This window comes from Allobosea minatitlanensis (assembly GCF_964020775.1).
The window spans coordinates 3,899,607-3,921,857 of the sequence record NZ_OZ224509.1 but is presented as its reverse complement, the minus strand read 5'-3'; the positions used below and the strand labels follow the sequence as shown (position 1 = coordinate 3,921,857).

Below are 22,251 nucleotides of genomic sequence, written 5' to 3'. Positions count from 1 at the left end.
CCGCCCCCTTTTTCGGAGACCATCATGACCAGCACCGCCAGGCCGCGCGAAAAACTGAGCGCGCAACCCGCCGAGATCCTGAAGAGCCTGCCGGCGATGGGCCGGCTCATGCTGAGCGCGCGCACCGGCGGGGCAACGCATGAGCGGATGGGCGCGGTCGAGACGGTGGCCGTCGAGGCCGGGTCGGCACGGCTCTCGGGCGCCTGCCATGACAGCCGCATCGACCTCGCCTGCGTCGCCGATATCGTCGCCGACCGCACCAGCCGGATGCGCGAGCGCGTGCTGCCGCGCCTGGAATGCCGGGATGCGGCCGGGGAGACCCTGTTCAGCCTGATCGGGCTCGACGGGCTGGAGCCCTTCGACGCGGCGCTGGAGGGCTTCGGCCCGGGCGAGGCGCTGGAGCCGGTCCAGCGCGAGGCGCCCGGAAGCGGCGGGCCGGCCGAGGTGCCGGAGGACGATCTCGGCGCGCGCAGCTTCGCGGCGATCCGCGCCAGCGGCGAGGACGTCGCCATCGTGATCGAGCGGCCGGGCCTGTTCCAGCACTGGCGCGGCGCCTTGCCCGAGCCGAAGCCGGCCATGGGGTTCGTCAACATCATGCAGCCGGATTTCCATCTGCATCTGAAGGCCGGCGCCGTCTCCGGCTGGGAGCGCGAGGCCGAGGGCCCGGCCACCATCCTGCATGCGCTGGACGCGCAGGGCGGCCGCTTCGGCCTCGCCTTGCGCGGCCCGGCCGCGGCCTTCGCCAAGGTGCCGAAAAGCCATGCCGTCCGCGGCTGAGGCCGAGGGCGGGCGCGGCCTGCTGGCGCATCCGCGCGCCGGCTGGCTCTGCCCGGCAACGGGCCGGGAGCTGCCGCAGCCGGAGCTGATGCGGGCGATGGCGGCCAGGCGCGTCGTGCTGCTGGGCGAGACGCACGACGTCGCCGAGATCCATCGCTGGCAGCTCCATGTCGCGGCCTTCCTGCGCCTGCTGCGGCCGTCCCTGGCGATGGGCTTCGAGATGTTCCCGCTCCGGGTCCAGCCCGTGCTCGACGCCTGGATCGAGGGAGCGCTGGACACCGCCACCTTCCTGGCGCGCAGCGACTGGGACGCGGTCTGGGGCTTCGATCCCGCGCTCTATCTGCCGCTGTTCCATTTCTGCCGCCAGCAGCGGGTGAAGATGCTGGCGCTGAACTGTCACCGTCCGCTGGTGACGCGGGTCGGGCAGGTCGGCTGGGAGGCGATCCCGGTCGGGGAGCGCGACGGCGTGACGCCGTCGGCACCGGCGAGCGAGGCCTATCGCCGCTATCTCGCGGCGATCACCGGGCGCTTCGCCGGGCCGGCGCGGCCGGAGGCGATGGCGCCCGAGCGCTTCGACCGCTTCGTGCGCGCGCAGCAATGCTGGGACCGTTCCTTCGCCTGCCGCATCGCCGATCACCTGGCCGCGGCGACGGACGATCCGCTCGTCATCGGCATCATCGGCCGCGGCCATCTCGAATACGGCCACGGCACGCCCTACCAGCTCCGCGATCTCGGGATCGAGGATGTCGCGGTGCTGCTGCCGACCACGGCGGCGGAGCATGATCCGGCGGAATTCGCCGGCATCGCCGATGCCGTCTTCCGGCTCGACACGCCGGAGCCGCCGCAGCCGCGCCGGACCCAGCCGCGGGCCGCGTCGTGAGGGCGGCGCTGGGGCGGATCGCGCGGCTGACGCGGCTGTGCGTCGGCGGGCCGGGCGGCAGGATCGGCGCCCTCTATTTCCTGATGATCTTCGGGCTCGGCCTCGCCGGCGTGCAGATCGGCGTGCGCCTGATCGCCTGGACGGCGGATTTCTACAACGCCTTGCAGAAGCTCGACGTCGACGGCGCCCTGCGCCAGATCGCGATCTTCTTCGGGCTGATCGCGGTCAGCGCCTCGCTCCATCTCGCCAGCACCTATCTGCGCAAGATGCTGCAGATCCGCTGGCGCCATGCGCTGACGGAGGCGGCGCTCGACCGCTGGCTCGCCGGAAAGGCCTTCTGGCATCTGCGCGACCGCACCGATCACGGCCTCGACAACCCGGACCAGCGCATCGCCGAGGATTGCCGCATCTTCGTCGACAAGCTGACGGCGGAGGGACTCGAGCTGGCGACCAATATCGTCGCGCTCACCACCTATGCCGCGATCCTGTGGTCGCTCTCGACCTTCCCGCTCGCCTTCGCCGTGATGGGCGTCTCCGTCGAGATTCCGCGCTACATGGTCTGGGCGGCGCCGCTTTATGTCGCGCTGGCGAGCGGCGTCACCCATCTGCTCGGCCGGCCGCTGAAGGCGCTCTCGGTCGAGCAGCAGCGCCGCGAGGCGGATTTCCGCTTCGCGCTGATGCGGATGCGCGAGCATGTCGAGGCAGTGGCGCTGGCCGATGGCGAGCCGGCGGAACGGCGGCTGTTCGGCGCGCGCTTCGCGTCGATCGCCCGCAACTGGCGCAGCCTCGCCAAGCGCGACCTGGTCCTCGGGCTGTTCACCCGGCCCTATTTCCAGACCGTGCTGCGCATTCCGCTCTTCCTTGCGCTGCCGGCCTATCTCGCCGGGCGCGTCAGCTTCGGCGGGCTGATGCAGATCGGCTCGGCCTTCCAGAACGTCGTGACCACGCTGTCCTGGTTCGTCTTCTCCTATCGCGACCTCGCCGAGCTCGCCGCTGCCGCCAGCCGCCTGTCGCATTTCATGCAGGCGGCCGAGAATGCCGCCGCTCCGGCCACCCGCCCGGCGCTGCACCCCTCGGCCGATGGCGCGCTGGCGCTGAAACAGGTCGTGCTGGAGACGCCGGGCGGCCGCCGGCTGCAGGCCCTGCCGGAGCTGCGGCTGGCGGCGGGCGGCGGCTACTGGCTGTCGGCGCCGTCCGGCCATGGCAAGAGCTCGCTCGCCAAGGCGGTGGCCGGGCTGTGGCGCCACGGCGACGGCCGGATCGAGCGGCCCTGGGGGCGGATCGTGGTTCTGCCGCAGCAGCCCTATCTGCCGCTCGGCGATCTGCGAACCGTGCTGTCCTATCCGCTGCCGCCGGGCGCGCTCGACGACGACGCCCTCCGCCGGGCCCTGGAGCAGGTCGGCCTGCCGGCCCTGTGGACGCTCGACGCGGCAGGCTGGAGCGAGGCCCGGCGCGGCCTCTCGGGCGGCGAGCGCCAGCGCCTGGCGCTGGCCCGCGCCCTGCTCCAGAAGCCGGACTGGCTGGTGCTGGACGAGGCGACGAGCGCGCTCGATCGCGCGGGCGAGGGGCAGGTCCTCGCGGCCCTGCGCGCCGCGCTGCCGCTGGCGACCCTGATCGTCATCGCCCATCGCGAGCCGGCCGGCCTCGGCCCGCTCGAGCTGATCGAACTCGACAGGGCCGTGCCGGTGCGTGACGACGCGGCATTTCCGGCCTTGCGCTCGGCCTGAACCGGGGCGCCGCCCGGCCGGTGCCCAGCGCGAGCCGGCGCGCGAATTCCTATGGAATTCCTATGCCGCGGCGTTTTCGCCCGTCTCGAAACCCTATGCGCGCCTCCCGATAATTCATGCACGGCCATTCGGCTGACCGGCTTCGCGCCGCCGCCGGCGGCAGGGCCGGCCTGCGCCTGCGCCGATCGCAACGCCCGGTCGAAAGGACCACGGCAATGGATATCGCCATGCTCGCGCTCGGCTTCGCCTTCTTCGCGGCCAGCCTCGCCTACATCCGCGCCTGCGACGCGCTCTGAGGGGTCCCCATGCTCGTCGACTACCTTCTCGGTGGGGCGGTGACGGCGATCCTGCTCGTCTACCTCACCTATGCGCTGCTCCGCCCCGAGCGGTTCTGACGGCGCCCGGCGCAAACGGAAGCTTCTGCCATGACTCTCAACGGCTGGATCCAGATCCTCGTCTTCTGCGCGCTCGTCGTCGCGCTGACGAGGCCGCTCGGCGGCTATATGACGCGCGTCTTCAACGGCGAGCGCACCTTTCTTTCGCCCCTGCTCGCGCCGGTCGAGCGCGGGCTCTATGCCCTGGCCGGCACGCATCAGCGCGAGGAGCAGCACTGGAGCGCCTATGCGGCCGGGCTGCTGCTGTTCAACCTCGCCGGCCTCGTCCTGCTCTACGGGCTGCAGCGTTTCCAGGGCCTGCTGCCGCTGAACCCGGACGGCATGGCGCCGGTGGCGCCCGATCTCGCCTTCAACACCGCCGCGAGCTTCGTGACCAACACGAACTGGCAGAACTACGGCGGCGAGAGCACGATGTCCTATCTCTCGCAGATGCTCGGCCTGACCGTGCAGAACTTCGTCTCGGCGGCGACCGGCATCGCCGTCGCGGTCGCGCTGATCCGCGGCTTCGCCCGCGCCTCGGCCCGGACTGTCGGCAGCTTCTGGGTCGATCTCACCCGCGCCACGCTCTACCTGCTGCTGCCGCTCTGCATCGTGCTGACGCTGGCCTATGTCGCACTCGGCATGCCGCAGACCCTCGATGCCGCGGTGACGGCGACGACGCTGGAAGGCGCGCAGCAGACGATCGCGCGCGGTCCCGTCGCCTCGCAGGTCGCGATCAAGATGCTGGGCACCAATGGCGGCGGCTTCTTCAACGCCAATTCGGCCCATCCTCTCGAGAATCCGAACGCCGTCACCAATCTGATCCAGATGGTCTCGATCTTCGCGATCGGGGCGGCGCTGACCAATGTCTTCGGCCGCATGGCCGGCAATGAGCGCCAGGGCTGGGCGATTCTCGCCAGCATGGGCGTGCTGTTCCTCGCGGGCGTGCTCGTCTGCTACGGGGCCGAGGCGGCCGGCAACCCGCTCGTCCAGGCGCTCGGCCTCCAGGGCGGCAATCTGGAGGGCAAGGAGGTCCGCTTCGGCGTTCCGCTCTCGGCGCTCTTCGCCGTCGTCACCACGGCGGCCTCCTGCGGCGCGGTCAACGCCATGCATGGCAGCTTCACCGCGCTCGGCGGGCTGATCCCGCTGGTGAACATGGAGCTCGGCGAGGTCATCGTCGGCGGCGTCGGCGCCGGCTTCTACGGCATCGTGCTCTTCGTCGTGCTGGCGATCTTCGTCGCCGGGCTGATGGTGGGGCGCACGCCGGAATATCTCGGCAAGAAGATCGAGGCCAAGGAGGTCAAGATGGCGATGCTCGCCGTGCTCTGCCTGCCGGCCGGCATGCTGATCTTCACCGCCATCGCCGCGGTGCTGCCGAGCGCCGTGGCCTCGGTCGGCAACAGCGGCCCGCACGGCTTCTCGGAGATCCTCTACGCCTACACCTCGGCCGCGGCCAATAACGGCTCGGCCTTCGCCAGCCTCTCCGGCAACACGCTCTGGTACAACCTCACCCTGGGCATCACGATGCTGATCGGCCGCTTCCTCGTCATCGTCCCGGCCCTCGCCATCGCCGGCTCGCTCGCCGCGAAGAAGTCCGTGCCCGCCTCCGCCGGCACCTTCCCGACCGACGGGCCGCTCTTCGTCGGCCTGCTCGTCGGGGTCATCCTGATCGTCGGCGGCCTGACCTTCTTCCCGGCGCTGGCCGTCGGCCCGATCGTCGAGCATCTCGCGATGCTCGCCGGCCAGAGCTTCTGAGGAGGCGGCCATGGCGAGCTGCCTGCGCCAATTGCGCCGCGAGGCCGTCCACCGCGACGCCCCGGCGCGGGAAACCGACAGGGCGCTCCTGCGCCCCGCCACCCTCATCCTCGGCCTGACGGTCGCGCTGTTCCTCGTTCTGCTGCTCGTCCGGGCGCTCGCCGGCCTCCTTGCCGCCGTCTGAGCCGGACCCGACACCACTCCGCCGGAGTCTCTCATGAGCCAGTCCAAATCCGCGAGCCTGATCGACGCCCGCATCCTCGTGCCGGCGCTGGGCGACGCCTTCCGCAAGCTCGACCCGCGCAGCCTCGCCCGCAACCCGGTGATGTTCGTCGTCGCCGTGGTCTCGCTGCTGACGACCATCCTCTTCCTCAAGGATCTCGCCACCGGCGGCGCCGATCTCGGCTTCACCTTCCAGATCGTCCTCTGGCTCTGGTTCACCGTGCTCTTCGCCAATTTCGCCGAGGCCGTGGCGGAAGGGCGCGGCAAGGCGCAGGCGGATTCGCTGCGCAGGACCCGCACGGAAACGCAGGCGAAGCTGCTTTCGGGCGAGGAGCGCACGCAGTTCCGGCTCGTCCCCGGCACCGCGCTCAAGGTCGGCGACGTCGTGCTGGTCGAGGCCGGCGACATCATTCCCTCCGACGGCGAGGTGATCGAGGGCGTCGCCTCGGTCAACGAGGCCGCGATCACCGGCGAATCCGCCCCGGTCATCCGCGAATCCGGCGGCGACCGCTCGGCCGTCACCGGCGGCACGCAGGTGCTCTCGGACTGGATCTGCGTGCGCATCACCGCCGCCGCGGGCTCGACCTTCATCGACCGGATGATCGCGCTGGTCGAGGGCGCCGAGCGCCAGAAGACGCCGAACGAGATCGCCCTCAACATCCTGCTCGCCGGCATGACGCTGATCTTCGTGCTCGCCACTGCGACGATCCCGAGCTTCGCCGCCTATGCCGGAGGGTACATCCCCGTGGTGGTGCTGGTCGCGCTGTTCGTGACGCTGATCCCGACCACGATCGGCGCCTTGCTGTCGGCCATCGGCATCGCCGGCATGGACCGCCTCGTGCGCTTCAACGTGCTCGCCATGTCGGGCCGCGCCGTCGAGGCCGCGGGCGACGTCGATACGCTCCTGCTCGACAAGACCGGCACGATCACGCTCGGCAACCGCCAGGCGACCGCGTTCAAGCCGGTGACCGGCGTCAGCGAGCAGGAACTGGCCGACGCCGCCCAGATCGCCTCGCTCGCCGACGAGACGCCGGAAGGCCGCTCCATCGTCGTGCTCGCCAAGGAGAAATACGGCATCCGCGCCCGCGACATGGCCGCGCTCCATGCCAGCTTCGTGCCCTTCACGGCGCAGAGCCGGATGAGCGGCGTCGATCTCGAAGGCGCGCAGATCCGCAAGGGCGCCGTCGACGCCGTGCTGACCTATGTCGAGGCCGGCGCCACTGGCGCGCGCCCTGCCGCCGGGGCGGTGCGCGAGGTCCAGGCCATCGCCGCCGAGATCGCCAAGGCCGGCGGCACGCCGCTCGCCGTGGCCAAGGACGGGCGCCTGCTCGGCGTCATCCACCTCAAGGACATCGTCAAGGGCGGCGTGCGCGAGCGCTTCGCGGAACTGCGCCGCATGGGCATCCGCACCGTGATGATCACCGGCGACAATCCGATGACCGCCGCGGCGATCGCGGCCGAGGCCGGCGTCGACGACTTCCTCGCCCAGGCGACGCCGGAGAACAAGCTCACCCTGATCCGCGAGGAGCAGGGCAAGGGCAAGCTCGTCGCCATGTGCGGCGACGGCACCAACGACGCGCCCGCGCTGGCCCAGGCCGATGTCGGTGTGGCGATGAACACCGGCACGGTCGCGGCGCGCGAGGCCGGCAACATGGTCGATCTCGACTCGGACCCGACCAAGCTCATCGAGATCGTCGAGATCGGCAAGCAGCTCCTGATGACCCGCGGCGCGCTGACCACCTTCTCGATCGCCAACGACGTCGCCAAGTATTTCGCGATCATCCCCGCGATGTTCCTGGCCTTCTACCCGCAGCTCGGCGCGCTCAACATCATGGGCCTCGCCACGCCGCAGAGCGCCATCCTCTCGGCCATCATCTTCAACGCGCTGATCATCGTCGCGCTGATCCCGCTGGCGCTGAGGGGCGTGAAGTACCGGGCCGTGGGGGCGGGCGCGCTGCTGCGGCGCAACCTCGCCGTCTACGGGCTCGGCGGCCTCGCCGTCCCCTTCATCGGCATCAAGGCCATCGACATGGCCGTGACCGCGCTGCACCTCGTCTAGGGAGCCGCAACCATGCTCAAGCAGATCCGCCCCGCCTTGGTGATGATCGTCGCCCTCTCGGCTCTCACCGGGCTCGCCTATCCGCTGGCGATGACCGGGATCGCCCAGGCCGTCTTCCCGCGCCAGGCCAATGGCAGCCTGGTCGAAAGGGACGGCAAGGTCGTCGGCTCCAGCCTGGTCGGCCAGAACTTCGCCGGCGAGCGCTATTTCCACGGCCGGCCCTCGGCGACCACCGGCGCCGACCCGAGCGACGCGACGAAGACCGTCGAGGCGCCCTACAATGCCGCGAGCTCCGGCGGCTCCAATCTCGCCCCGACCAACCGGAAGCTGATCGACCGCATCAGGGCCGAAGCCGAGGCGCTGCAGGCCGGGAATCCCGGCGCGCCGGTGCCGATGGACCTGGTGACGGCCTCCGGCAGCGGGCTCGACCCGCATATCTCGCCGGAAGCCGCCTATTTCCAGGTCGCGCGCGTCGCCGCGGCGCGGGGCGCCGACCCGGCGACGGTCAAGGCTCTGGTCGACGCCCATGTCGAGCCGCGCACGCTCGGAATCCTGGGCGAGCCGGTGGTCAACGTGCTGGCGCTCAACCTCGCTCTCGACGGCGCGGCGCGACGCTGACACAAAGGCGGCAGCGGCTTTCTGCCCCGCCGCGGCCTCGTGAACCCGCCATGCCACCCGCCGAGAACCATCGCGAGACCAGGGCGAGGCCCTCGCCCGAGGCGCTGCTCGAAAGCGCCCGGCGCGAGGGGCGCGGGCGCCTGAAGATCTTCCTCGGCGCGGCGCCGGGCGTCGGCAAGACCTACGAGATGCTGACCGCCGCCAGGGCCCGCAAGGCCGAGGGCGTCGATGTCGTGATCGGCGTCGTCGAGACCCATGGCCGCAAGGAGACGCAGGCGCTGGTCGACGGCTTCGAGATCGTTCCGCGCCGCAGCATCGACTACAGGGGCCGCACGCTCGACGAGATGGACCTCGACGCCATCCTCGCGCGCCGTCCCGCGCTCGTGCTGGTCGACGAGCTCGCCCATACCAATGTTCCCGGCAGCCGGCATCCGAAGCGCTATCTCGACGTCGAGGAACTGCTGTCGCAGGGCATCGACGTCTACACCACGCTCAACATCCAGCATGTCGAGAGCCTGAACGACGTCGTCGCGCAGATCACCCGCATCCGCGTGCGCGAGACCGTGCCGGATTCGATCGTCGACCGCGCCGACGACATCGAGGTCATCGACCTCACCCCGGCCGATCTGATCAAGCGGCTGGAGGAGGGCAAGGTCTATCTTGGCAACACCGCCCGGCGCGCCATCGCCAACTATTTCGCGCCGGGCAACCTGACGGCCCTGCGCGAGCTGGCGCTGCGCCGCACCGCGCAGCGGGTCGACGAGCAATTGCTCAGCCATATGCAGGAACACGCGATCTCGGGCCCCTGGGCCGCGGGGGAACGCATCCTGGTCTGCATCGACGAAAGCGCCGGGGCGCCCGCGCTGATCCGCCATGCCAAGCGCCAGGCCGATCGCCTGCGCGCTCCCTGGAGCGCGCTCCATGTCGAGACGCCGCAGGCCGCGGCCTTGTCGGAAGCGGCGAAGACGCGCATCGCCAATGCGCTCCGGCTGGCGGCGCAGCTCGGAGGCGAGGCCGTCACCTTGCCGGGGCAGGATGTCGCGGGAGAAATCCTCCGGCATGCGGCCGCCGGCAACGTCACCCAGATCATCGTCGGCAAGCCGGCCAAGCCGCGCTGGCGCGAGTGGCTGGGGCCTTCCGTCTCGCATGAACTGATCAACCGCGCCGGCGATATCGGCATCCATGTCGTCGCATTGCCGGACCAGCAGGCGGACGAGGCCGGCGCCGTTCCGGCCGCCGGCAAGCCCGGCTTCTCGCCCAGGCCCTATCTCGCGGCGATCGCCTATGTCGCCGCCGCGCTCGGCGCGGCCGAACTGCTCAGCCAGATCATGGACCTGCGCAACATCGCGCTGGTCTTCCTGACCGCAGTGCTCGCCTCGGCCGTGACGGCGGGGCTGTGGCCGGCCCTCTTCGCCTCGCTGCTGAGCGCGCTCGCGCTAAATTTCTTCTTCATCGCGCCCTTCTACACCCTGACGATCAGCGACCCCGAGAACGTCGTCGCGCTCGGCTTCTTCCTGCTCGTCGCCCTGATCGCCTCGAACCTGACCGCGCGCGTCCAGCGCCAGGCCAATGCCGCCCGCCAGCGCGCCCGGACGACGGAAGACCTCTATCTCTTCTCCAAGAAGCTCGCCGGGACCGGCACGCTCGACGACGTGCTCTGGGCGACCGCCTTCCAGATCGCCTCGATGCTCAGGGTCCGCGTCGTCATCCTGATGCCGGGGGAGGGCTCGCTTGCGGTCCGGGCCGGATATCCTCCCGACGACACGCTGGTCGACGCCGACATCGCCGCCGCGCGCTGGGCCTGGGAGCATGATCGCCCGGCCGGGCGCGGGGCGGACACGCTGCCCGGCGCCAGGCGGCTCTACCTGCCCCTGCGCACCGGGCGGACGGCGATCGGCGTGATCGGCCTCGACGACGACCGGCAGGGCCCGCTCCTGACCCTCGAGCAGCAGCGCCTGTTCGACGCGCTCGCCGACCAGGCCGCCGTCGCGGTCGAGCGCATCCAGCTCGTCGACGATGTCGACCGGGCGAAGCGCGCGGCCGAGGCCGACCGCTTACGCTCCGCGCTGTTGACCTCGATCTCGCACGACCTCAAGACGCCGCTGGCCTCGATCATGGGGGCGGCGGATACCTTGCGCGACTATCGCAGCGTGCTGCGGGAGGAGGACCGCGCCGCGCTGCTCACCACCCTGGTCGACGAATCCGAGCGGCTCAACCGCTTCATCGCCAATCTGCTCGACATGACCAGGATCGAATCGGGGGCGATGGAGCCCAATGCGGCGCTGGTGGATCTGGCCGAGGTGGTCGGCAGCGCGCTCCGCCGCGCCGCCAAGATCACGGCCGGCCATCGCGTCGAGACCGCGCTTCCCGCCGACCTGCCGATGCTCAGCCTCGATCCGGTCCTGTTCGAGCAGGTGCTGTTCAACCTGATCGACAACGCCGCCAAATACGCGCCGGCGGAAACCGCGATCGCGATCCGGGCCCGGCAGGACGCCGGCGCGATCGTCGTCGAGGTCGCGGATGAGGGGCCGGGCCTGCCCGAGGCCGATCTGGAGCGGATCTTCGACAGCTTCTACCGGGTCAGGAAAAGCGATCGGGTCCGCGTCGGCACCGGGCTCGGCCTCGCCATCTGCCGCGGCTTCGTCGAGGCGATGGGCGGTACGATCCGGGCGGGGAACCGCCGGGACCGGCCGGGCGCGATCTTCACCATCCGGATGCCCGTCGAGGCCCGGCCGGAGGAACGGGAGCCGCTGGCATGACCACATCCGCCGTCAAGGTCCTGGTCGTGGACGACGAGCCGGCGATCCGGCGCCTGCTGCGGGTCGGGCTCTCGACCGAGGGCTACGCCATCCGCGAGGCCGAGACGGGGCGGGAGGCGATCGCGATGGTCGCGCAGGATCGGCCCGATCTCGTCATCCTGGATCTCGGCCTGCCGGACATGTCGGGCCAGGAACTGCTCCGGCTTTGGCGGGCCGAGGCGCTGGCGCTGCCGATCGTGATCCTGTCGAGCCGCACCGACGAGGCCGGCATCGTCGCGGCGCTGGAGAGCGGCGCCGACGACTACGTCACCAAGCCCTTCGGCATGAAGGAGCTGGCGGCGCGGCTGCGCGTGGCGCTGCGCCACAAATTGCAGCAGCAGGGCGAGAAGCCGGTCTTCCAGACGGGCGAGCTCTCGGTCGACCTCGTCAAGCGCATCGTCCGCGTCGGCGGGCGGGAGGTGAAGCTCTCGCCCAAGGAATACGACATCCTGCGCATCCTCGTGCAGCATGCCGGCAAGGTGCTGACGCACCAGTACCTGATGAAGCAGGTCTGGGACGCCTCGGCCGATGTGCAGTATCTGCGCGTCTATGTCCGGCAGTTGCGCCAGAAGATCGAGCGCGCGCCCGACCAGCCGCAATACATCATGACCGAGACCGGCGTCGGATATCGCCTCCGCGAGGCCGATTGATCCCGCCGGCGTCCCTTCTCCCGGGGCGCACCGCCTCCTGTCCGGACGAGCAGCCATGCAGGCCACAGACCTCATTCGCCCCGAGCACGTCATCCCGCATCTGGCGGCGCCGTCGAAGGCGGCTCTTCTCCAGGCGCTGTCCGGGGAGGCGGCGGGCAGGCTCGGCCTCGACGCGGAGGCGGTCTGCGCGGCGCTATGCCGGCGCGAGGCCCTCGGCTCGACCGGCGTCGGAGACCGCGTGGCGATCCCGCATGCGCCGATCGCCGGGCTGAAGCGGCCTTTCGGCCTGCTCGCCCGGCTCGACCGGCCCGTCGCCTTCGATGCGATCGACGGCGAGCCGGTCGATATCGTCTGCCTGCTGCTGACGCCCGGCGGGGGCGGGCGGGCCTCTCTCGACGCGCTCGCCTGCATCGCCCGCCGCCTGCGCGCGCAGGATGTCCGCGACCGGATCCGCCGGGCCGACGGCCGCCGGGAGATCCACGCCGCGCTGCACGAGGCGGGCTGACGGCCCCGTCCGGGAGAGGGGGCGCCCGCCGGGCTCTTGCTCATGCCGCCTGCAGGACGTCTTCGCCCTTCTGCCAGTTGCAGGGGCAGAGCGCCTCGGTCCGCAGCGCGTCCAGCACGCGCAGCACCTCCTGCGGGTTGCGCCCGACCGAGAGATCGTTGACCGAGACGAAGCGGATGAAGCCTGCCGGGTCGACGATGAAGGTCGCGCGCAATGCGACGCCCTCGTCCGGGTGGAGCACGCCGAGCGCGGCGCTGAGCTCGCGCTTGATGTCCGCCAGCATCGGGAACGGCAGGGTCTCGAGGTCGGGGTGGCTCCGGCGCCAGGCGAGATGGACGTATTCGCTGTCGGTGGAGACGCCGTAGATGACGGCGTCGCGCTCTGCGAATGCGCCGGCGAGCTCGCCGAAGGCGGCGATCTCGGTCGGGCAGACGAAGGTGAAATCCTTCGGCCAGAAGAAGATCACCTTCCATTGTCCCGGGGCGCTCTCCCGTGTGATCCGGGTGAAGGCCGTGGCCGGGTCGGTCGAGACGACGGCGGGCAGGTCGAAGGCGGGGATTTTGCAGCCGATGGTGAGCATGGTCTGACTCCATTCGCGGTCGGATGAGGGACGAGGCGGATCGACCCGCCCCCATCCGCAAGGGCGGTCCGCGATCCCGGTCTGGCGGCGAGGGGCCGGCCGTCGCGTGCTGCGCGCGTCAGGCGCCGGCGTCGCGGGCTTCGGCAGGGAGCGGCCGCGGGCGCCTGTGAAGGCGGCAGGTCACGGACCGGTCCCGATGCGGCGGAGGCGGACGACGACGTCGACCTTGGTGATCTCGTAGCCGGCGGGCGGGGCGGGCAGCCCGCCGACGCTGATCCGCCCCGGCTCGATGTCGATGATCCGGTCCTCGGCCTCGATGTAGAAATGGTGATGGTCGCCGGTGTCGGTGTCGTAATAGGCCTTGCCGCCACTGACGCTGACCCTCCGGATCAGGCCGGCCTCGTCGAATTGCGACAGCGTGTTGTAGACGGTCGCCAGCGAGAGCGAGATGCCTTCGTCGATGGCCTCGAGATGAAGGTCGTCCGCCGTCAGATGGCGGTGTCCCTCGCCGAACAGAAGCGTTCCGAGCGCGATCCGCTGGCGGGTCGGACGCAGGCCCGCCTGCTTCAGGATCGCGCAGGCCCCGGCAGGCGACATCCGGGCCCTGTTGCGCTCGGCTTCGAGGCGGCTTCTCGTTTCAGGCGGCACGAACAGCATCGACGGTCCTTCCGGATGGACGAGGCAAGGCGGCAGCGCGGGGCGCGAGACGCCGCCGTCGCCGGCGGCTCTCGCCGCCCTTCCTTGCAATTGAGCCTCAATTGCATAGCGGCGCCCTCCATGGTCGTCAATTGCATTTGCAAATCAGTTGCAATTATATAGATGCACGGCGCTCCGCCTTCCGTCCGCGGAGCTTTCGCAGCCTTTGCCGGAGATCCCGATGAGCCGCCCTGTCCTCCGACGCCGAGCGCATTTGCCCGCCGCATGCGCTTTCTCCTGCCTGGCGCTGGCCTCGCTGCCCGTGCGGGCGGCGGACCCGCCCGGCCTGCCGGTCCCCGCGGGAACCGAGGCGAGGCTGCTCGAGCGCGAGCGTCTCACGGGCGATTGGGGCGGCGCGCGCACGCGCCTGGAGGACGCCGGCCTGAGCTTCGGGCTGACCGCGACCGGCGACATCTCGGCGAACCCGGCCGGCGGCCTGCAAAGAGGCCGCGGATTTTCAGGCCTGCTGCAGTTCGGCCTGGACCTCGATCTCGAAAAGATCGCGGGCTGGAAGGGCGGCGCCTTCCATGCCGGCGCCTTCCTGATCGGCGGTCATGGCCTGTCCGGCAAGTTCCTCGGCAATCTGATGCCGATATCGAACATCGAGGCGGATCCGGCCGGACGGCTGGCGGAAGCCTCCTTCACGCAGACGCTGCTCGACGGCAAGCTCTCGATCAGGATCGGCCAGCTCCTCGCCGACAGCGAATTCGCCACCAGCGAGACGGCGGGGCTCTTCGTGAACTCGGCCTTCGGCTGGCCCGCCCTGCACGGCATCGTGCTGCCGGGCGGCGGCCCGGCCTATCCGGTGCCGGCTCCCGGGGTGCGCGTCGCGTTCAAGCCGGGCGAGGCCTGGACCTTGCAGGCCGGCGTCTATAGCGGCAATCCGCTCGGGCGAAACGACAGGAACCGGCACGGGCTCGCCTTTCCGCTGAACCAGGGTGCCTTCGCCATCGCCGAGGCGGCCTATACGCATGATTTCGGCGGCGGGGTGACCGGCACCTACAAGCTCGGCGGCTGGTACAATTCGCGGCGGTTCGACGATCTGCGGTTCGCGGCGAACGGCCTCCCGCTGGCCGATCCGGACGCCGATCCGGATCCGCGGCGCCACCGCGGCAACCTCGCCTTCTACGGCGTCGTCGATCAGGTGCTGTGGAAGTCCGCCGACGCCGAGACGACGGGGCGCAGCCTCGCCGGCTTCGCCCGGCTGGTGCTGGCGCCGGAGAAGAACCGGAGCCATGTCGATTTCTACGCCGATGCCGGCCTCACCTATACCGGGCTGCTGCCCGGCCGGAAGAACGACGTCGTCGGCCTCGCCGTCGCCTATGCCAGGGTCAGCTCCAGCCTGCGCCGGCTCGACCGCGACATGACGACCTTCGCCGGGGAGGCCCGGCCGCTACGGTCCTCGGAGCTGGTGGTCGAGGCCTCCTATCAGGCGCAGGTCGCGCCCTGGCTCAAGCTTCAGCCTTTCGCGCAGTGGATCGTCCGTCCCGGCGGCGGCGAGCCCGATCCCGACAAGCCCTGGCGCAAGATCCCCAACGCCGCCGTGCTCGGCCTGCGCAGCGTCGCGGCGTTCTGAAGCGGCCGGCGGGGCTTTCTCTGTTTTGCAAATCAATTCTACTTGCAAAACGGGGGAGGCTTGGGTAATGGTCATTCGATTTTGCAACTCATTCGCAACAAAGAGGCATCCATGCTCGATAGGACGCGACGCTCGATTCTCGCCGGTGCGGCGACGGCGGCTTTCGCCGCCGTGCTCTGCGCCCTTCCGGCCGCGGCGCAGGAAAAGTTCAAGGCGGTGACGACCTTCACCGTCATCGCCGACATGGCGAAGAACGTCGCGGGCGATGCCGCGATCGTCGAATCCATCACCAAGCCGGGGGCGGAGATCCACGAATACCAGCCGACGCCGGGCGACATCCAGCGCGCCCAGGGCGCGCGGCTGATCTTCGCGAACGGGCTCAATCTCGAGCTCTGGTTCCGCAAGTTCTACCAGAACCTCAAGGACGTTCCCGAGGTCGTCGTCTCGAAGGGCGTCGAGCCGATGGGCATCACGCAGGGCCCCTATAGCGGCAAGCCCAATCCGCATGCCTGGATGTCGCCGAAGAACGCGATCGTCTATGTCGACAATATCCGCGACGCCTTCATCCGGCACGACCCGAAGAACGCCGAGGCCTACAAGGCCAACGCCGCCGCCTACAAGGCGAGGATCGAGGCCGCCATCGCGCCGATCCGCGAGACGCTCGGCAAGATCCCGGCGGACAAGCGCTGGCTGGTGACGAGCGAGGGCGCCTTCTCCTATCTCGCGCGCGATTTCGGGCTGAAGGAGCTCTATCTCTGGCCGGTCAATGCCGACCAGCAGGGCACGCCGCAGCAGGTGCGCAAGGTCGTCGACGCGGTCAGGAAGCACCAGATTCCGACGGTGTTCAGCGAAAGCACCGTCTCCGACAAGCCGGCCCGGCAGGTGGCGCGCGAGACCGGCGCCCATTACGGCGGCGTGCTCTATGTCGATTCCCTCAGCGAGGCGGACGGGCCGGTGCCGACCTATCTCGACCTGCTGCGGGTGACCTCCGCCACGGTTGCAAAGGGCCTCAACGAAGGGCTGACGCAATGACCGTCGCGGTCGGCGACCTCGCTCGCCCCGCCGCTTCGGCGGCGGGAAACGGCATCTCGGTGACCGATGCGACCGTCACCTACCGCAACGGCCATACCGCGCTGCGCGACGCCAGCTTCAGGATCCCGACCGGCACGATCACCGCGCTGGTCGGCGTCAACGGCTCCGGCAAGTCCACCCTGTTCAAGGCGATCATGGGCTTCGTGCGGCTCGCCAGGGGCGAGATCCGCGTGCTCGGCATGCCGGTCGAGCAGGCGCTGCGGAAGAATCTGGTCGCCTATGTGCCGCAATCCGAGGAGGTCGACTGGAACTTCCCGGTGCTGGTCGAGGACGTGGTGATGATGGGCCGCTACGGCCATATGGGCCTGATGCGCCGGCCGAAGCCGGCCGACCATGAGGCGGTGGCGGCGGCGCTGGCCCGCGTCAACATGAGCGAGTTCCGCAAGCGCCAGATCGGAGAATTGTCCGGCGGCCAGAAGAAGCGCGTCTTCCTCGCCCGCGCCCTGGCGCAGGATGGCCGCGTGATCCTGCTCGACGAGCCCTTCACCGGCGTCGACGTCAAGACCGAGGACCAGATCGTCAAGCTGCTCCGGGAGCTGCGGGACGAGGGCCGCGTCATGCTGGTCTCGACCCATAATCTCGGCTCCGTGCCGGAGTTCTGCGACCGCACCGTGCTGATCAAGGGCACCGTGCTCGCCTATGGGCCGACGGTCGAGACCTTCACCCAGGAGAATCTCGAGAAGGCCTTCGGCGGCGTGCTGCGCCATTTCGTCCTGAACGAGGCGCAGAACGGCAGGCCGACGCCGGTCGGCGTCTTCACCGACGACGAGCGCCCGCTGATCCTGCAAGGCGGGAAGGCGGCGGCCCGCGGCTCCGGCGGCGTGTACGGGGACCGGACATGACGCCCGAATTCCTCGAGCCCTTCACCTATGACTACATGCTGAACGCGATGTGGGTCTCCGCCCTCGTCGGCGGCGTCTGCGCGTTCCTGTCCTGCTATCTCATGCTCAAGGGCTGGTCGCTGATCGGCGACGCGCTCTCGCATGCGATCGTGCCCGGCGTCGCCGGGGCCTATATGCTCGGCCTGCCCTTCGCGATCGGCGCCTTCTTCTCCGGCGGGCTTGCCGCCGCCGCCATGCTCTTTCTCAACCAGCGCACCAAGCTGCGCGAGGACGCCATCATCGGCCTGACCTTTTCCTCCTTCTTCGCGCTCGGCCTGTTCATGGTCTCGCTGCGGCCGATGGCGGTGAACATCCAGACCATCGTGCTCGGCAATGTCCTCGCCATCACGCCCGGCGACACGCTGCAGCTCGCGATCATCGGCTTCGTCTCGCTCGCCATCCTGCTGGTCAAATGGAAGGACCTGATGGTCACCTTCTTCGACGAGAGCCATGCGCGCTCGATCGGCCTCAACCCGGCCCGGCTGAAATTCATGTTCTTCGCGCTGCTCTCGGCCTCGACGGTCGCGGCGCTCCAGACGGTCGGCGCCTTCCTGGTGATCTGCATGGTGGTGACGCCCGGCGCGACCGCCTATCTGCTGACCGACCGCTTTCCCAAGCTGCTGGCGATCGCCGTCGCCATCGGCACCCTGACGAGCTTCATCGGCGCCTATGCCAGCTATTTCCTCGACGGCGCGACCGGCGGCATCATCGTCGTGCTGCAGACGGCGATCTTCCTGATCGCGTTCCTGTTCGCGCCGAAGCACGGCCTGCTTGCGGCCCGCAGGCGCGCCGCGCAGGCGCTGGAGGCCGCCCGATGATCGACGCGCTGCTCGCGCCTTTCCGGTTCGACTTCATGGTCAACGCGCTGGTGATCTCGGCGGTGGTCGCCGTGCCGATGGCGCTCCTGTCCTGCTTCCTCGTCCTGAAGGGCTGGTCCCTGATGGGCGACGCGATCAGCCATGCGGTCTTCCCCGGCGTGGTCGTCGCCTATATCGCCGGGATTCCCTTCGCCGTCGGTGCCTTCACGGCCGGCATGCTCTGCGCCGTCGCCACCGGCTTCCTGAAGGACAACAGCCGGATCAAGCAGGACACGGTGATGGGCGTCGTCTTCGCCGGCATGTTCGGCCTCGGCCTCGTGCTCTATGTGAAGGTGCGCTCGGAGGTGCATCTCGATCACATCCTGTTCGGCGACATGCTCGGCGTCTCCTGGCACGACATCGCCGAGGCCGGCGCCATCGCGGCGGTCACGGCGGGCGTCATCGGCGTCAAATGGCGGGATTTCCTGCTGCACGCCTTCGACCCGGCGCAGGCGCGGGCGGTCGGGCTGCGGGTCGGCCTGCTGCATTACGGCCTGCTCGGCCTGATCTCGCTGACCATCGTCGGCGCCTTGCAGGCGGTGGGGCTGATCCTGGCTGTGGCGATGCTGATCGCGCCCGGCGCCATCGCCTTCCTGCTCGCCCGCCGGTTCAGCGCAATGCTGGTCCTGTCGGTGGCGATCGCGGTGGCCGGCTCGTTCCTCGGGGTCTATCTGTCCTTCTTCATCGACAGCGCCCCGGCGCCGACCATCGTGCTGCTGCTCGCCATCGCCTTCATCCTCGCCTTCGTCCACAGCAGCCGCAAGGCGGCGCGGATCGAGGCGCGCGAGGCGCCGGCCGCCTGAGCCGGTCCTGCCGCGCCGCGGCTGCGCCGCCGGCGCGGCGGGCCGGTTCACCAGGCGAAGCGCGGGATGCAGTAGCGCGGATGCTGGTCGTCGCGGGCGAACAGGGCGAAGCAGCTTTCCGCCTCGGGGGCGTCCCCGTCCGGCCAGACCAGCTCGTCCTTGTGGATGCCGCCCGCGATGAAGCAGGCGCCGATGCCGGCATTGGCGGCGCCGGCGACATCGTGGGCGAGCGAATCGCCGACGGCCAGGACCTTCTCCGGCGGCAGCCCCATGATGCCGAAGCAGCTCCGGTAGATTCGCGGATAGGGCTTGCCGTGATAATGCACCTGCCCGCCGAGCTCCTCATAGGCGAGGGCGAGCAGCCCCGGCGCCTCGTGGAGCCGGCCGCTGGCGTGCACGCGATGGCGATCGGGATTGCCGCAGATCATCGGGATCCCCCGCGCCGCGCCGCGCTCCAGCAGGGGCCTCCAGCCCGGCAGCGGCTGCCTTTCCGGGTCAAAGGTCAGGTTCAGGATGAAATCGGCCTGGTCCGGATCGGCGGTCAGGCTGAAGCCGAGGCCGTCGGCGAGATATTCCTCGCCGGGCCGCGCGATCAGCAGGCAGCGCTCGCCGAGGTCGCGATAGGCGGGCTCGTCGCGCCGGAGCAGCGCCTCATGCGCGTCGTCGCCGGCCGAGACGATGTGGTGGTAGAGCTCGCGGCCGAAGCCCATGCCGGCGAGCACCGCCTCGTTCTCGCGGCCGCGCCGGCCCGAATTGGACAGGATGATGATCGTCTTGTCGGCGGCGCGCAGGCGCTCCAGGCAGTCGACGGCGCCGGGATAGGCGGTGGTGCCGTCGTGCAGCACGCCCCACTGGTCGAGCAGGAAGCCGTCATAGCGCTTCGCCAGCGCGGCCACGCCGACGGGAAACAGGGTCTCGGCCCGGAGCTCAGACGATGCGGGAGCGGACATAGGCGGAGAGCGCCTCGCTGACGATGACGATGCCGAGGATGGCGATCAGGATGACGAGCGCCTGCGACCATGCGAACTGGTTGATCGAGGCGTAGAGCAGCAGGCCGATGCCGCCGGCACCGACGAAGCCGAGCACGCTCGATTCGCGGACATTGATGTCCCAGCGATAGATCGTGGTGCCGATCAGGACCGGCAGGATCTGCGGCAGGATGGCGACGCCATAGACCTGCAGGGTGGTGGCGCCGGTCGATTCCACCGCCTCGACCTGCCCGGCATCGACCTCCTCGATCGCTTCGGCCACGAGCTTGGCGATGAAGCCGACCGAGCGGGCCGCCACCGCGCAGATGCCGGCGACGGGGCCGGGGCCGAAGATCGCGACAAAGACCAGGCCCCAGATCACCGTGTTGATCGAGCGCGAGAGCACCAGCATGGCGCGGCCGATCAGCCAGGTGCCCTGGTTCCAGGTGGTGTTGCGCGCCGCCAGGAAGGCGACCGGCAGGGCGAAGACGACCGCGATCATCGTGCCGAGCGTGGCGATGTGCAGCGTCTCGATCAGCGGCTGGACGATGCGGGGCAGATAGGACCAGCGCGGCGGCCACATCCGCTCGACCAGGTCGACCGCCTGCTCATGCGCATCGGCGAAGAAGGCCCATTCGATGTCGAGCGCCGAGACCGACCAGGCGGCGGCGAGCGCGATGCCGCCGAGCCAGAGCCAGTGGACGATGCGCTCGCGCGGCGAATAGCGCTCCCAGCGGTCCGGATAGGTGCGGGCGGGTGCGGTGCCGCGCGGCGGCTGCTGATGGGCCGTCATCTCAGCCTCCGCCTGGCCCAGTCGCTGAACCATTCGCCGAAGGCGACCATCGCGGCGATGGTGAGCAGGATCGCGCTGGCGAAGTCGAAATCGTAGCGTGTGAAGGAGGCCGACAGGGTCTGGCCGATGCCGCCGGCGCCGACGATGCCGATCACCGTCGAATGGCGCAGATTCGAATCGAGCCGGTAGATCAGCACGCCGAGCGTCTTGACCAGCACCTGCGGCACGACGGCGTAGAAGAAGGTCTGGCCGAAGCTCGCCCCCGTGGCGCGGATCGCCTCGACCGGGCCGGGCTTCATGTTCTCGATGTCCTCGGCCAGCATCTTGCCGAGGAAGATCGCCGAGGAGAAGGCGAGCGTCAGCAGGCCGGCGACCGGCCCGAAGCCGAAGAGCTTGACGAAGAAGATCGCGATGATGACCTCGTGGAAGGTCCGGCCGACCACGATGAAGGCGCGGGCCGCGAGATAGAGCGGGCGCGGCGACAGGTTGGCCGCCGCGGCAATGCCGAGCGGCACCGAGAAGACGGCGCCGGCGATCGTCGCGGCGATGGCGATCTGGATGCTCTCGGCCATGCCGGTCAGCAGCAGGTGCCAGCGCGAGAAATCCGGCGGGACCATGCGTTCGAGAATGGTCCAGGCGCGCGGCAGCCCGGCGAGGACGCGCGCAGTGTCGATATTGAGCGTCGAGAGCGACCAGGCCAAATAGGCCAGGACGACGGCCCAGAAGGCGAGACGCCGGCCGGGGCTGCCGAACAGGCCCGGTGCGCGCCAGCGTCTCGGATAGGAGGCGGTCGCCGCCATCATGAGGTCATGCCGAGCGAGGCCATGGCGGCCGCTCCCGCCGGGATGTCCTCGTCCTCTTCCTGCGGGCTCGACCAGTCCTCCTCGCCATAGATCTGCGTCAGCGCCGCCTCGGTCAGGGAGCCGGCCTCGGCGTCGAAGACGATCAGCCCGTCCTTCATGCCGATGATACGGTCGGCATAGGCGCGGGCCAGCGCGACGTCGTGGATGTTGATGATCGCCGGCGTCTGGCGCTCGGCGACCAGCTCGCGCACCAGCCGCATGATCTGGCGAGAGGTTTTTGGGTCAAGGCTCGCCGTCGGCTCGTCGAGCAGGAGCAGGTCCGGCCGCTGCATCAGGGCGCGCGCGATGCCGACGCGCTGGCGCTGGCCGCCCGAGAGCGCGTCGGCGCGCCGGTCGTGATAGCCGGCGAGCCCGACCCGGTCGAGCAGGGCGAAGGCGGCCTGGATGTCCTGCGGCGGGAAGCGATAGCGCAGCGCCGCGAGAAGCCCGACATAGCCGAGCCGCCCCGAGAGCACGTTCTGCATCACGGAGAGCCGCTCGACCAGATTGTATTCCTGGAAGATCATGCCGATGCGGCGGCGCGCCGCGCGCAGGCCCTTGCGGTCGAGCGCGACGATGTCCTGCCCGTTCAGCAGGACGCGGCCGGCCGTCGGCTCGACCAGCCGGTTGATGCAGCGGATGAAGGTGCTCTTGCCGGCGCCGGAGGAGCCGATCACCGCGACGAGCTGCGGCCGGTCGATGACGATGTCGACGCCGCCCAGCGCCTTCTTGCCCGTCGGATAGACCTTGGCCAGCCCTTCGACGGCGAGCAGCGGCCGGGGCCTGCCCGCGGCCTGA

23 protein-coding genes are annotated in these 22,251 nt (G+C 70.0%); 17 read left to right on the top strand and 6 right to left on the bottom strand.

Annotated elements, in window-relative coordinates:
- The first annotated feature begins 24 nt into the window (after positions 1–24).
- The 12 genes from ACWH43_RS19320 to ACWH43_RS19265 all read left to right on the top strand — a co-directional run bounded on the left by ACWH43_RS19320 (position 25) and on the right by ACWH43_RS19265 (position 12,365).
- Positions 25–777 carry a hypothetical protein gene (locus ACWH43_RS19320; protein WP_158444840.1) on the top strand — a complete coding sequence of 251 codons (753 nt, stop codon included), beginning with the start codon at positions 25–27 and terminating at the stop codon, positions 775–777.
- On the top strand, positions 761–1,657 hold the full coding sequence (locus ACWH43_RS19315; protein ID WP_158444839.1) for a ChaN family lipoprotein: 897 nt from the start codon (positions 761–763) through the stop codon (positions 1,655–1,657). Before ACWH43_RS19320 ends, ACWH43_RS19315 begins: the two co-directional genes overlap by 17 nt.
- The gene (locus ACWH43_RS19310) at positions 1,654–3,384 is read left to right on the top strand and encodes an ABC transporter ATP-binding protein/permease (RefSeq protein ID WP_158444838.1); all 1,731 of its coding nucleotides are present in this window, start codon (positions 1,654–1,656) and stop codon (positions 3,382–3,384) included. The genes ACWH43_RS19315 and ACWH43_RS19310 overlap by 4 nt, the downstream gene beginning before the upstream one ends.
- 116 nt (positions 3,385–3,500) lie before the next feature.
- Positions 3,501–3,680 (top strand): hypothetical protein, encoded by a 180-nt coding sequence (locus ACWH43_RS19305; RefSeq protein WP_158444837.1) that lies wholly within the window; start codon positions 3,501–3,503, stop codon positions 3,678–3,680.
- A 9-nt stretch (positions 3,681–3,689) separates the two neighbouring features.
- Positions 3,690–3,779, top strand: coding sequence for a K(+)-transporting ATPase subunit F (locus tag ACWH43_RS19300; RefSeq protein ID WP_158444836.1), 90 nt, complete (start codon positions 3,690–3,692; stop codon positions 3,777–3,779).
- Between the two features lie 30 nt (positions 3,780–3,809).
- Positions 3,810–5,513, top strand: coding sequence for a potassium-transporting ATPase subunit KdpA (gene kdpA / locus ACWH43_RS19295; protein ID WP_158444835.1), 1,704 nt, complete (start codon positions 3,810–3,812; stop codon positions 5,511–5,513).
- Between the two features lie 10 nt (positions 5,514–5,523).
- Positions 5,524–5,697, top strand: a complete 174-nt coding sequence (locus tag ACWH43_RS19290) for a hypothetical protein (protein ID WP_260349285.1) — start codon at positions 5,524–5,526, stop codon at positions 5,695–5,697.
- A 33-nt stretch (positions 5,698–5,730) separates the two neighbouring features.
- Positions 5,731–7,794, top strand: a complete 2,064-nt coding sequence (kdpB, locus tag ACWH43_RS19285) for a potassium-transporting ATPase subunit KdpB (protein ID WP_158444834.1) — start codon at positions 5,731–5,733, stop codon at positions 7,792–7,794.
- A gap of 12 nt (positions 7,795–7,806) precedes the next feature.
- Positions 7,807–8,412 (top strand): K(+)-transporting ATPase subunit C, encoded by a 606-nt coding sequence (locus ACWH43_RS19280; protein ID WP_158444833.1) that lies wholly within the window; start codon positions 7,807–7,809, stop codon positions 8,410–8,412.
- A gap of 50 nt (positions 8,413–8,462) precedes the next feature.
- Positions 8,463–11,171, top strand: coding sequence for a sensor histidine kinase (locus ACWH43_RS19275; RefSeq protein WP_158444832.1), 2,709 nt, complete (start codon positions 8,463–8,465; stop codon positions 11,169–11,171).
- Positions 11,168–11,860 carry a response regulator transcription factor gene (locus ACWH43_RS19270; RefSeq protein WP_158444831.1) on the top strand — a complete coding sequence of 231 codons (693 nt, stop codon included), beginning with the start codon at positions 11,168–11,170 and terminating at the stop codon, positions 11,858–11,860. The genes ACWH43_RS19275 and ACWH43_RS19270 overlap by 4 nt, the downstream gene beginning before the upstream one ends.
- A 55-nt stretch (positions 11,861–11,915) precedes the next feature.
- Positions 11,916–12,365: a PTS sugar transporter subunit IIA gene (locus tag ACWH43_RS19265; protein WP_158448265.1), complete on the top strand. Its 450-nt coding sequence runs from the start codon at positions 11,916–11,918 to the stop codon at positions 12,363–12,365.
- 40 nt (positions 12,366–12,405) lie between these two features.
- On the opposite strand, the gene ACWH43_RS19260 is transcribed toward ACWH43_RS19265, so the two are convergent.
- Positions 12,406–12,945: a peroxiredoxin gene (locus tag ACWH43_RS19260; RefSeq protein WP_158444047.1), complete on the bottom strand. Its 540-nt coding sequence runs from the start codon at positions 12,943–12,945 to the stop codon at positions 12,406–12,408.
- 180 nt (positions 12,946–13,125) lie between these two features.
- A complete protein-coding gene (gene irrA / locus ACWH43_RS19255) occupies positions 13,126–13,542 on the bottom strand; it encodes an iron response transcriptional regulator IrrA (protein ID WP_260349291.1) in 417 nt (138 codons plus the stop codon).
- A 313-nt stretch (positions 13,543–13,855) separates the two neighbouring features.
- Here irrA and ACWH43_RS19250 point away from each other — a divergent pair, with 313 nt between their 5' ends.
- From ACWH43_RS19250 to ACWH43_RS19230, 5 genes are all read left to right on the top strand, one after another.
- Positions 13,856–15,217 carry a carbohydrate porin gene (locus tag ACWH43_RS19250; RefSeq protein WP_260349283.1) on the top strand — a complete coding sequence of 454 codons (1,362 nt, stop codon included), beginning with the start codon at positions 13,856–13,858 and terminating at the stop codon, positions 15,215–15,217.
- A gap of 111 nt (positions 15,218–15,328) precedes the next feature.
- The gene (locus tag ACWH43_RS19245; RefSeq protein WP_158444044.1) at positions 15,329–16,249 is read left to right on the top strand and encodes a metal ABC transporter substrate-binding protein; all 921 of its coding nucleotides are present in this window, start codon (positions 15,329–15,331) and stop codon (positions 16,247–16,249) included.
- Positions 16,246–17,151 carry a manganese/iron ABC transporter ATP-binding protein gene (locus tag ACWH43_RS19240; RefSeq protein WP_158444043.1) on the top strand — a complete coding sequence of 302 codons (906 nt, stop codon included), beginning with the start codon at positions 16,246–16,248 and terminating at the stop codon, positions 17,149–17,151. Before ACWH43_RS19245 ends, ACWH43_RS19240 begins: the two co-directional genes overlap by 4 nt.
- Positions 17,148–18,008, top strand: coding sequence for a metal ABC transporter permease (locus ACWH43_RS19235; protein ID WP_158444042.1), 861 nt, complete (start codon positions 17,148–17,150; stop codon positions 18,006–18,008). Before ACWH43_RS19240 ends, ACWH43_RS19235 begins: the two co-directional genes overlap by 4 nt.
- Positions 18,005–18,850 carry a metal ABC transporter permease gene (locus ACWH43_RS19230; RefSeq protein WP_158444041.1) on the top strand — a complete coding sequence of 282 codons (846 nt, stop codon included), beginning with the start codon at positions 18,005–18,007 and terminating at the stop codon, positions 18,848–18,850. Before ACWH43_RS19235 ends, ACWH43_RS19230 begins: the two co-directional genes overlap by 4 nt.
- Positions 18,851–18,897: 47 nt before the next feature.
- On the opposite strand, the gene ACWH43_RS19225 is transcribed toward ACWH43_RS19230, so the two are convergent.
- The 4 genes from ACWH43_RS19225 to phnC are packed head-to-tail and all read right to left on the bottom strand — an operon-like array spanning position 18,898 to position 22,226.
- Positions 18,898–19,800 carry a TIGR01459 family HAD-type hydrolase gene (locus ACWH43_RS19225; protein ID WP_158444040.1) on the bottom strand — a complete coding sequence of 301 codons (903 nt, stop codon included), beginning with the start codon at positions 19,798–19,800 and terminating at the stop codon, positions 18,898–18,900.
- Positions 19,778–20,611, bottom strand: coding sequence for a phosphonate ABC transporter, permease protein PhnE (gene phnE / locus ACWH43_RS19220; RefSeq protein WP_158444039.1), 834 nt, complete (start codon positions 20,609–20,611; stop codon positions 19,778–19,780). The genes ACWH43_RS19225 and phnE (ACWH43_RS19220) overlap by 23 nt, the downstream gene beginning before the upstream one ends.
- Positions 20,608–21,411, bottom strand: coding sequence for a phosphonate ABC transporter, permease protein PhnE (phnE, locus tag ACWH43_RS19215; protein WP_260349282.1), 804 nt, complete (start codon positions 21,409–21,411; stop codon positions 20,608–20,610). Before phnE (ACWH43_RS19215) ends, phnE (ACWH43_RS19220) begins: the two co-directional genes overlap by 4 nt.
- Positions 21,411–22,226: a phosphonate ABC transporter ATP-binding protein gene (phnC, locus tag ACWH43_RS19210; RefSeq protein WP_158444048.1), complete on the bottom strand. Its 816-nt coding sequence runs from the start codon at positions 22,224–22,226 to the stop codon at positions 21,411–21,413. The genes phnE (ACWH43_RS19215) and phnC overlap by 1 nt, the downstream gene beginning before the upstream one ends.
- Positions 22,227–22,251 lie beyond the last annotated feature (25 nt).

Excerpts from the sequence above, each read along its gene's own strand:
- ACWH43_RS19260 (WP_158444047.1), bottom strand. The coding sequence starts at position 12,945 with ATGCTCACCATCGGCTGCAAAATCCCCGCCTTCGACCTGCCCGCCGTC.
- phnE (WP_260349282.1), bottom strand. The coding sequence starts at position 21,411 with ATGGCGGCGACCGCCTCCTATCCGAGACGCTGGCGCGCACCGGGCCTG.
- kdpB (WP_158444834.1), top strand. The coding sequence starts at position 5,731 with ATGAGCCAGTCCAAATCCGCGAGCCTGATCGACGCCCGCATCCTCGTG.
- ACWH43_RS19300 (WP_158444836.1), top strand. The coding sequence starts at position 3,690 with ATGCTCGTCGACTACCTTCTCGGTGGGGCGGTGACGGCGATCCTGCTC.
- ACWH43_RS19290 (WP_260349285.1), top strand. The coding sequence starts at position 5,524 with ATGGCGAGCTGCCTGCGCCAATTGCGCCGCGAGGCCGTCCACCGCGAC.
- ACWH43_RS19235 (WP_158444042.1), top strand. The coding sequence starts at position 17,148 with ATGACGCCCGAATTCCTCGAGCCCTTCACCTATGACTACATGCTGAAC.
- ACWH43_RS19315 (WP_158444839.1), top strand. The coding sequence starts at position 761 with ATGCCGTCCGCGGCTGAGGCCGAGGGCGGGCGCGGCCTGCTGGCGCAT.
- ACWH43_RS19305 (WP_158444837.1), top strand. The coding sequence starts at position 3,501 with ATGCACGGCCATTCGGCTGACCGGCTTCGCGCCGCCGCCGGCGGCAGG.
- ACWH43_RS19245 (WP_158444044.1), top strand. The coding sequence starts at position 15,329 with ATGCTCGATAGGACGCGACGCTCGATTCTCGCCGGTGCGGCGACGGCG.
- ACWH43_RS19270 (WP_158444831.1), top strand. The coding sequence starts at position 11,168 with ATGACCACATCCGCCGTCAAGGTCCTGGTCGTGGACGACGAGCCGGCG.
- ACWH43_RS19275 (WP_158444832.1), top strand. The coding sequence starts at position 8,463 with ATGCCACCCGCCGAGAACCATCGCGAGACCAGGGCGAGGCCCTCGCCC.
- ACWH43_RS19265 (WP_158448265.1), top strand. The coding sequence starts at position 11,916 with ATGCAGGCCACAGACCTCATTCGCCCCGAGCACGTCATCCCGCATCTG.
- ACWH43_RS19320 (WP_158444840.1), top strand. The coding sequence starts at position 25 with ATGACCAGCACCGCCAGGCCGCGCGAAAAACTGAGCGCGCAACCCGCC.
- ACWH43_RS19230 (WP_158444041.1), top strand. The coding sequence starts at position 18,005 with ATGATCGACGCGCTGCTCGCGCCTTTCCGGTTCGACTTCATGGTCAAC.
- phnE (WP_158444039.1), bottom strand. The coding sequence starts at position 20,611 with ATGACGGCCCATCAGCAGCCGCCGCGCGGCACCGCACCCGCCCGCACC.
- kdpA (WP_158444835.1), top strand. The coding sequence starts at position 3,810 with ATGACTCTCAACGGCTGGATCCAGATCCTCGTCTTCTGCGCGCTCGTC.
- ACWH43_RS19280 (WP_158444833.1), top strand. The coding sequence starts at position 7,807 with ATGCTCAAGCAGATCCGCCCCGCCTTGGTGATGATCGTCGCCCTCTCG.
- irrA (WP_260349291.1), bottom strand. The coding sequence starts at position 13,542 with ATGTCGCCTGCCGGGGCCTGCGCGATCCTGAAGCAGGCGGGCCTGCGT.
- ACWH43_RS19225 (WP_158444040.1), bottom strand. The coding sequence starts at position 19,800 with ATGTCCGCTCCCGCATCGTCTGAGCTCCGGGCCGAGACCCTGTTTCCC.
- ACWH43_RS19240 (WP_158444043.1), top strand. The coding sequence starts at position 16,246 with ATGACCGTCGCGGTCGGCGACCTCGCTCGCCCCGCCGCTTCGGCGGCG.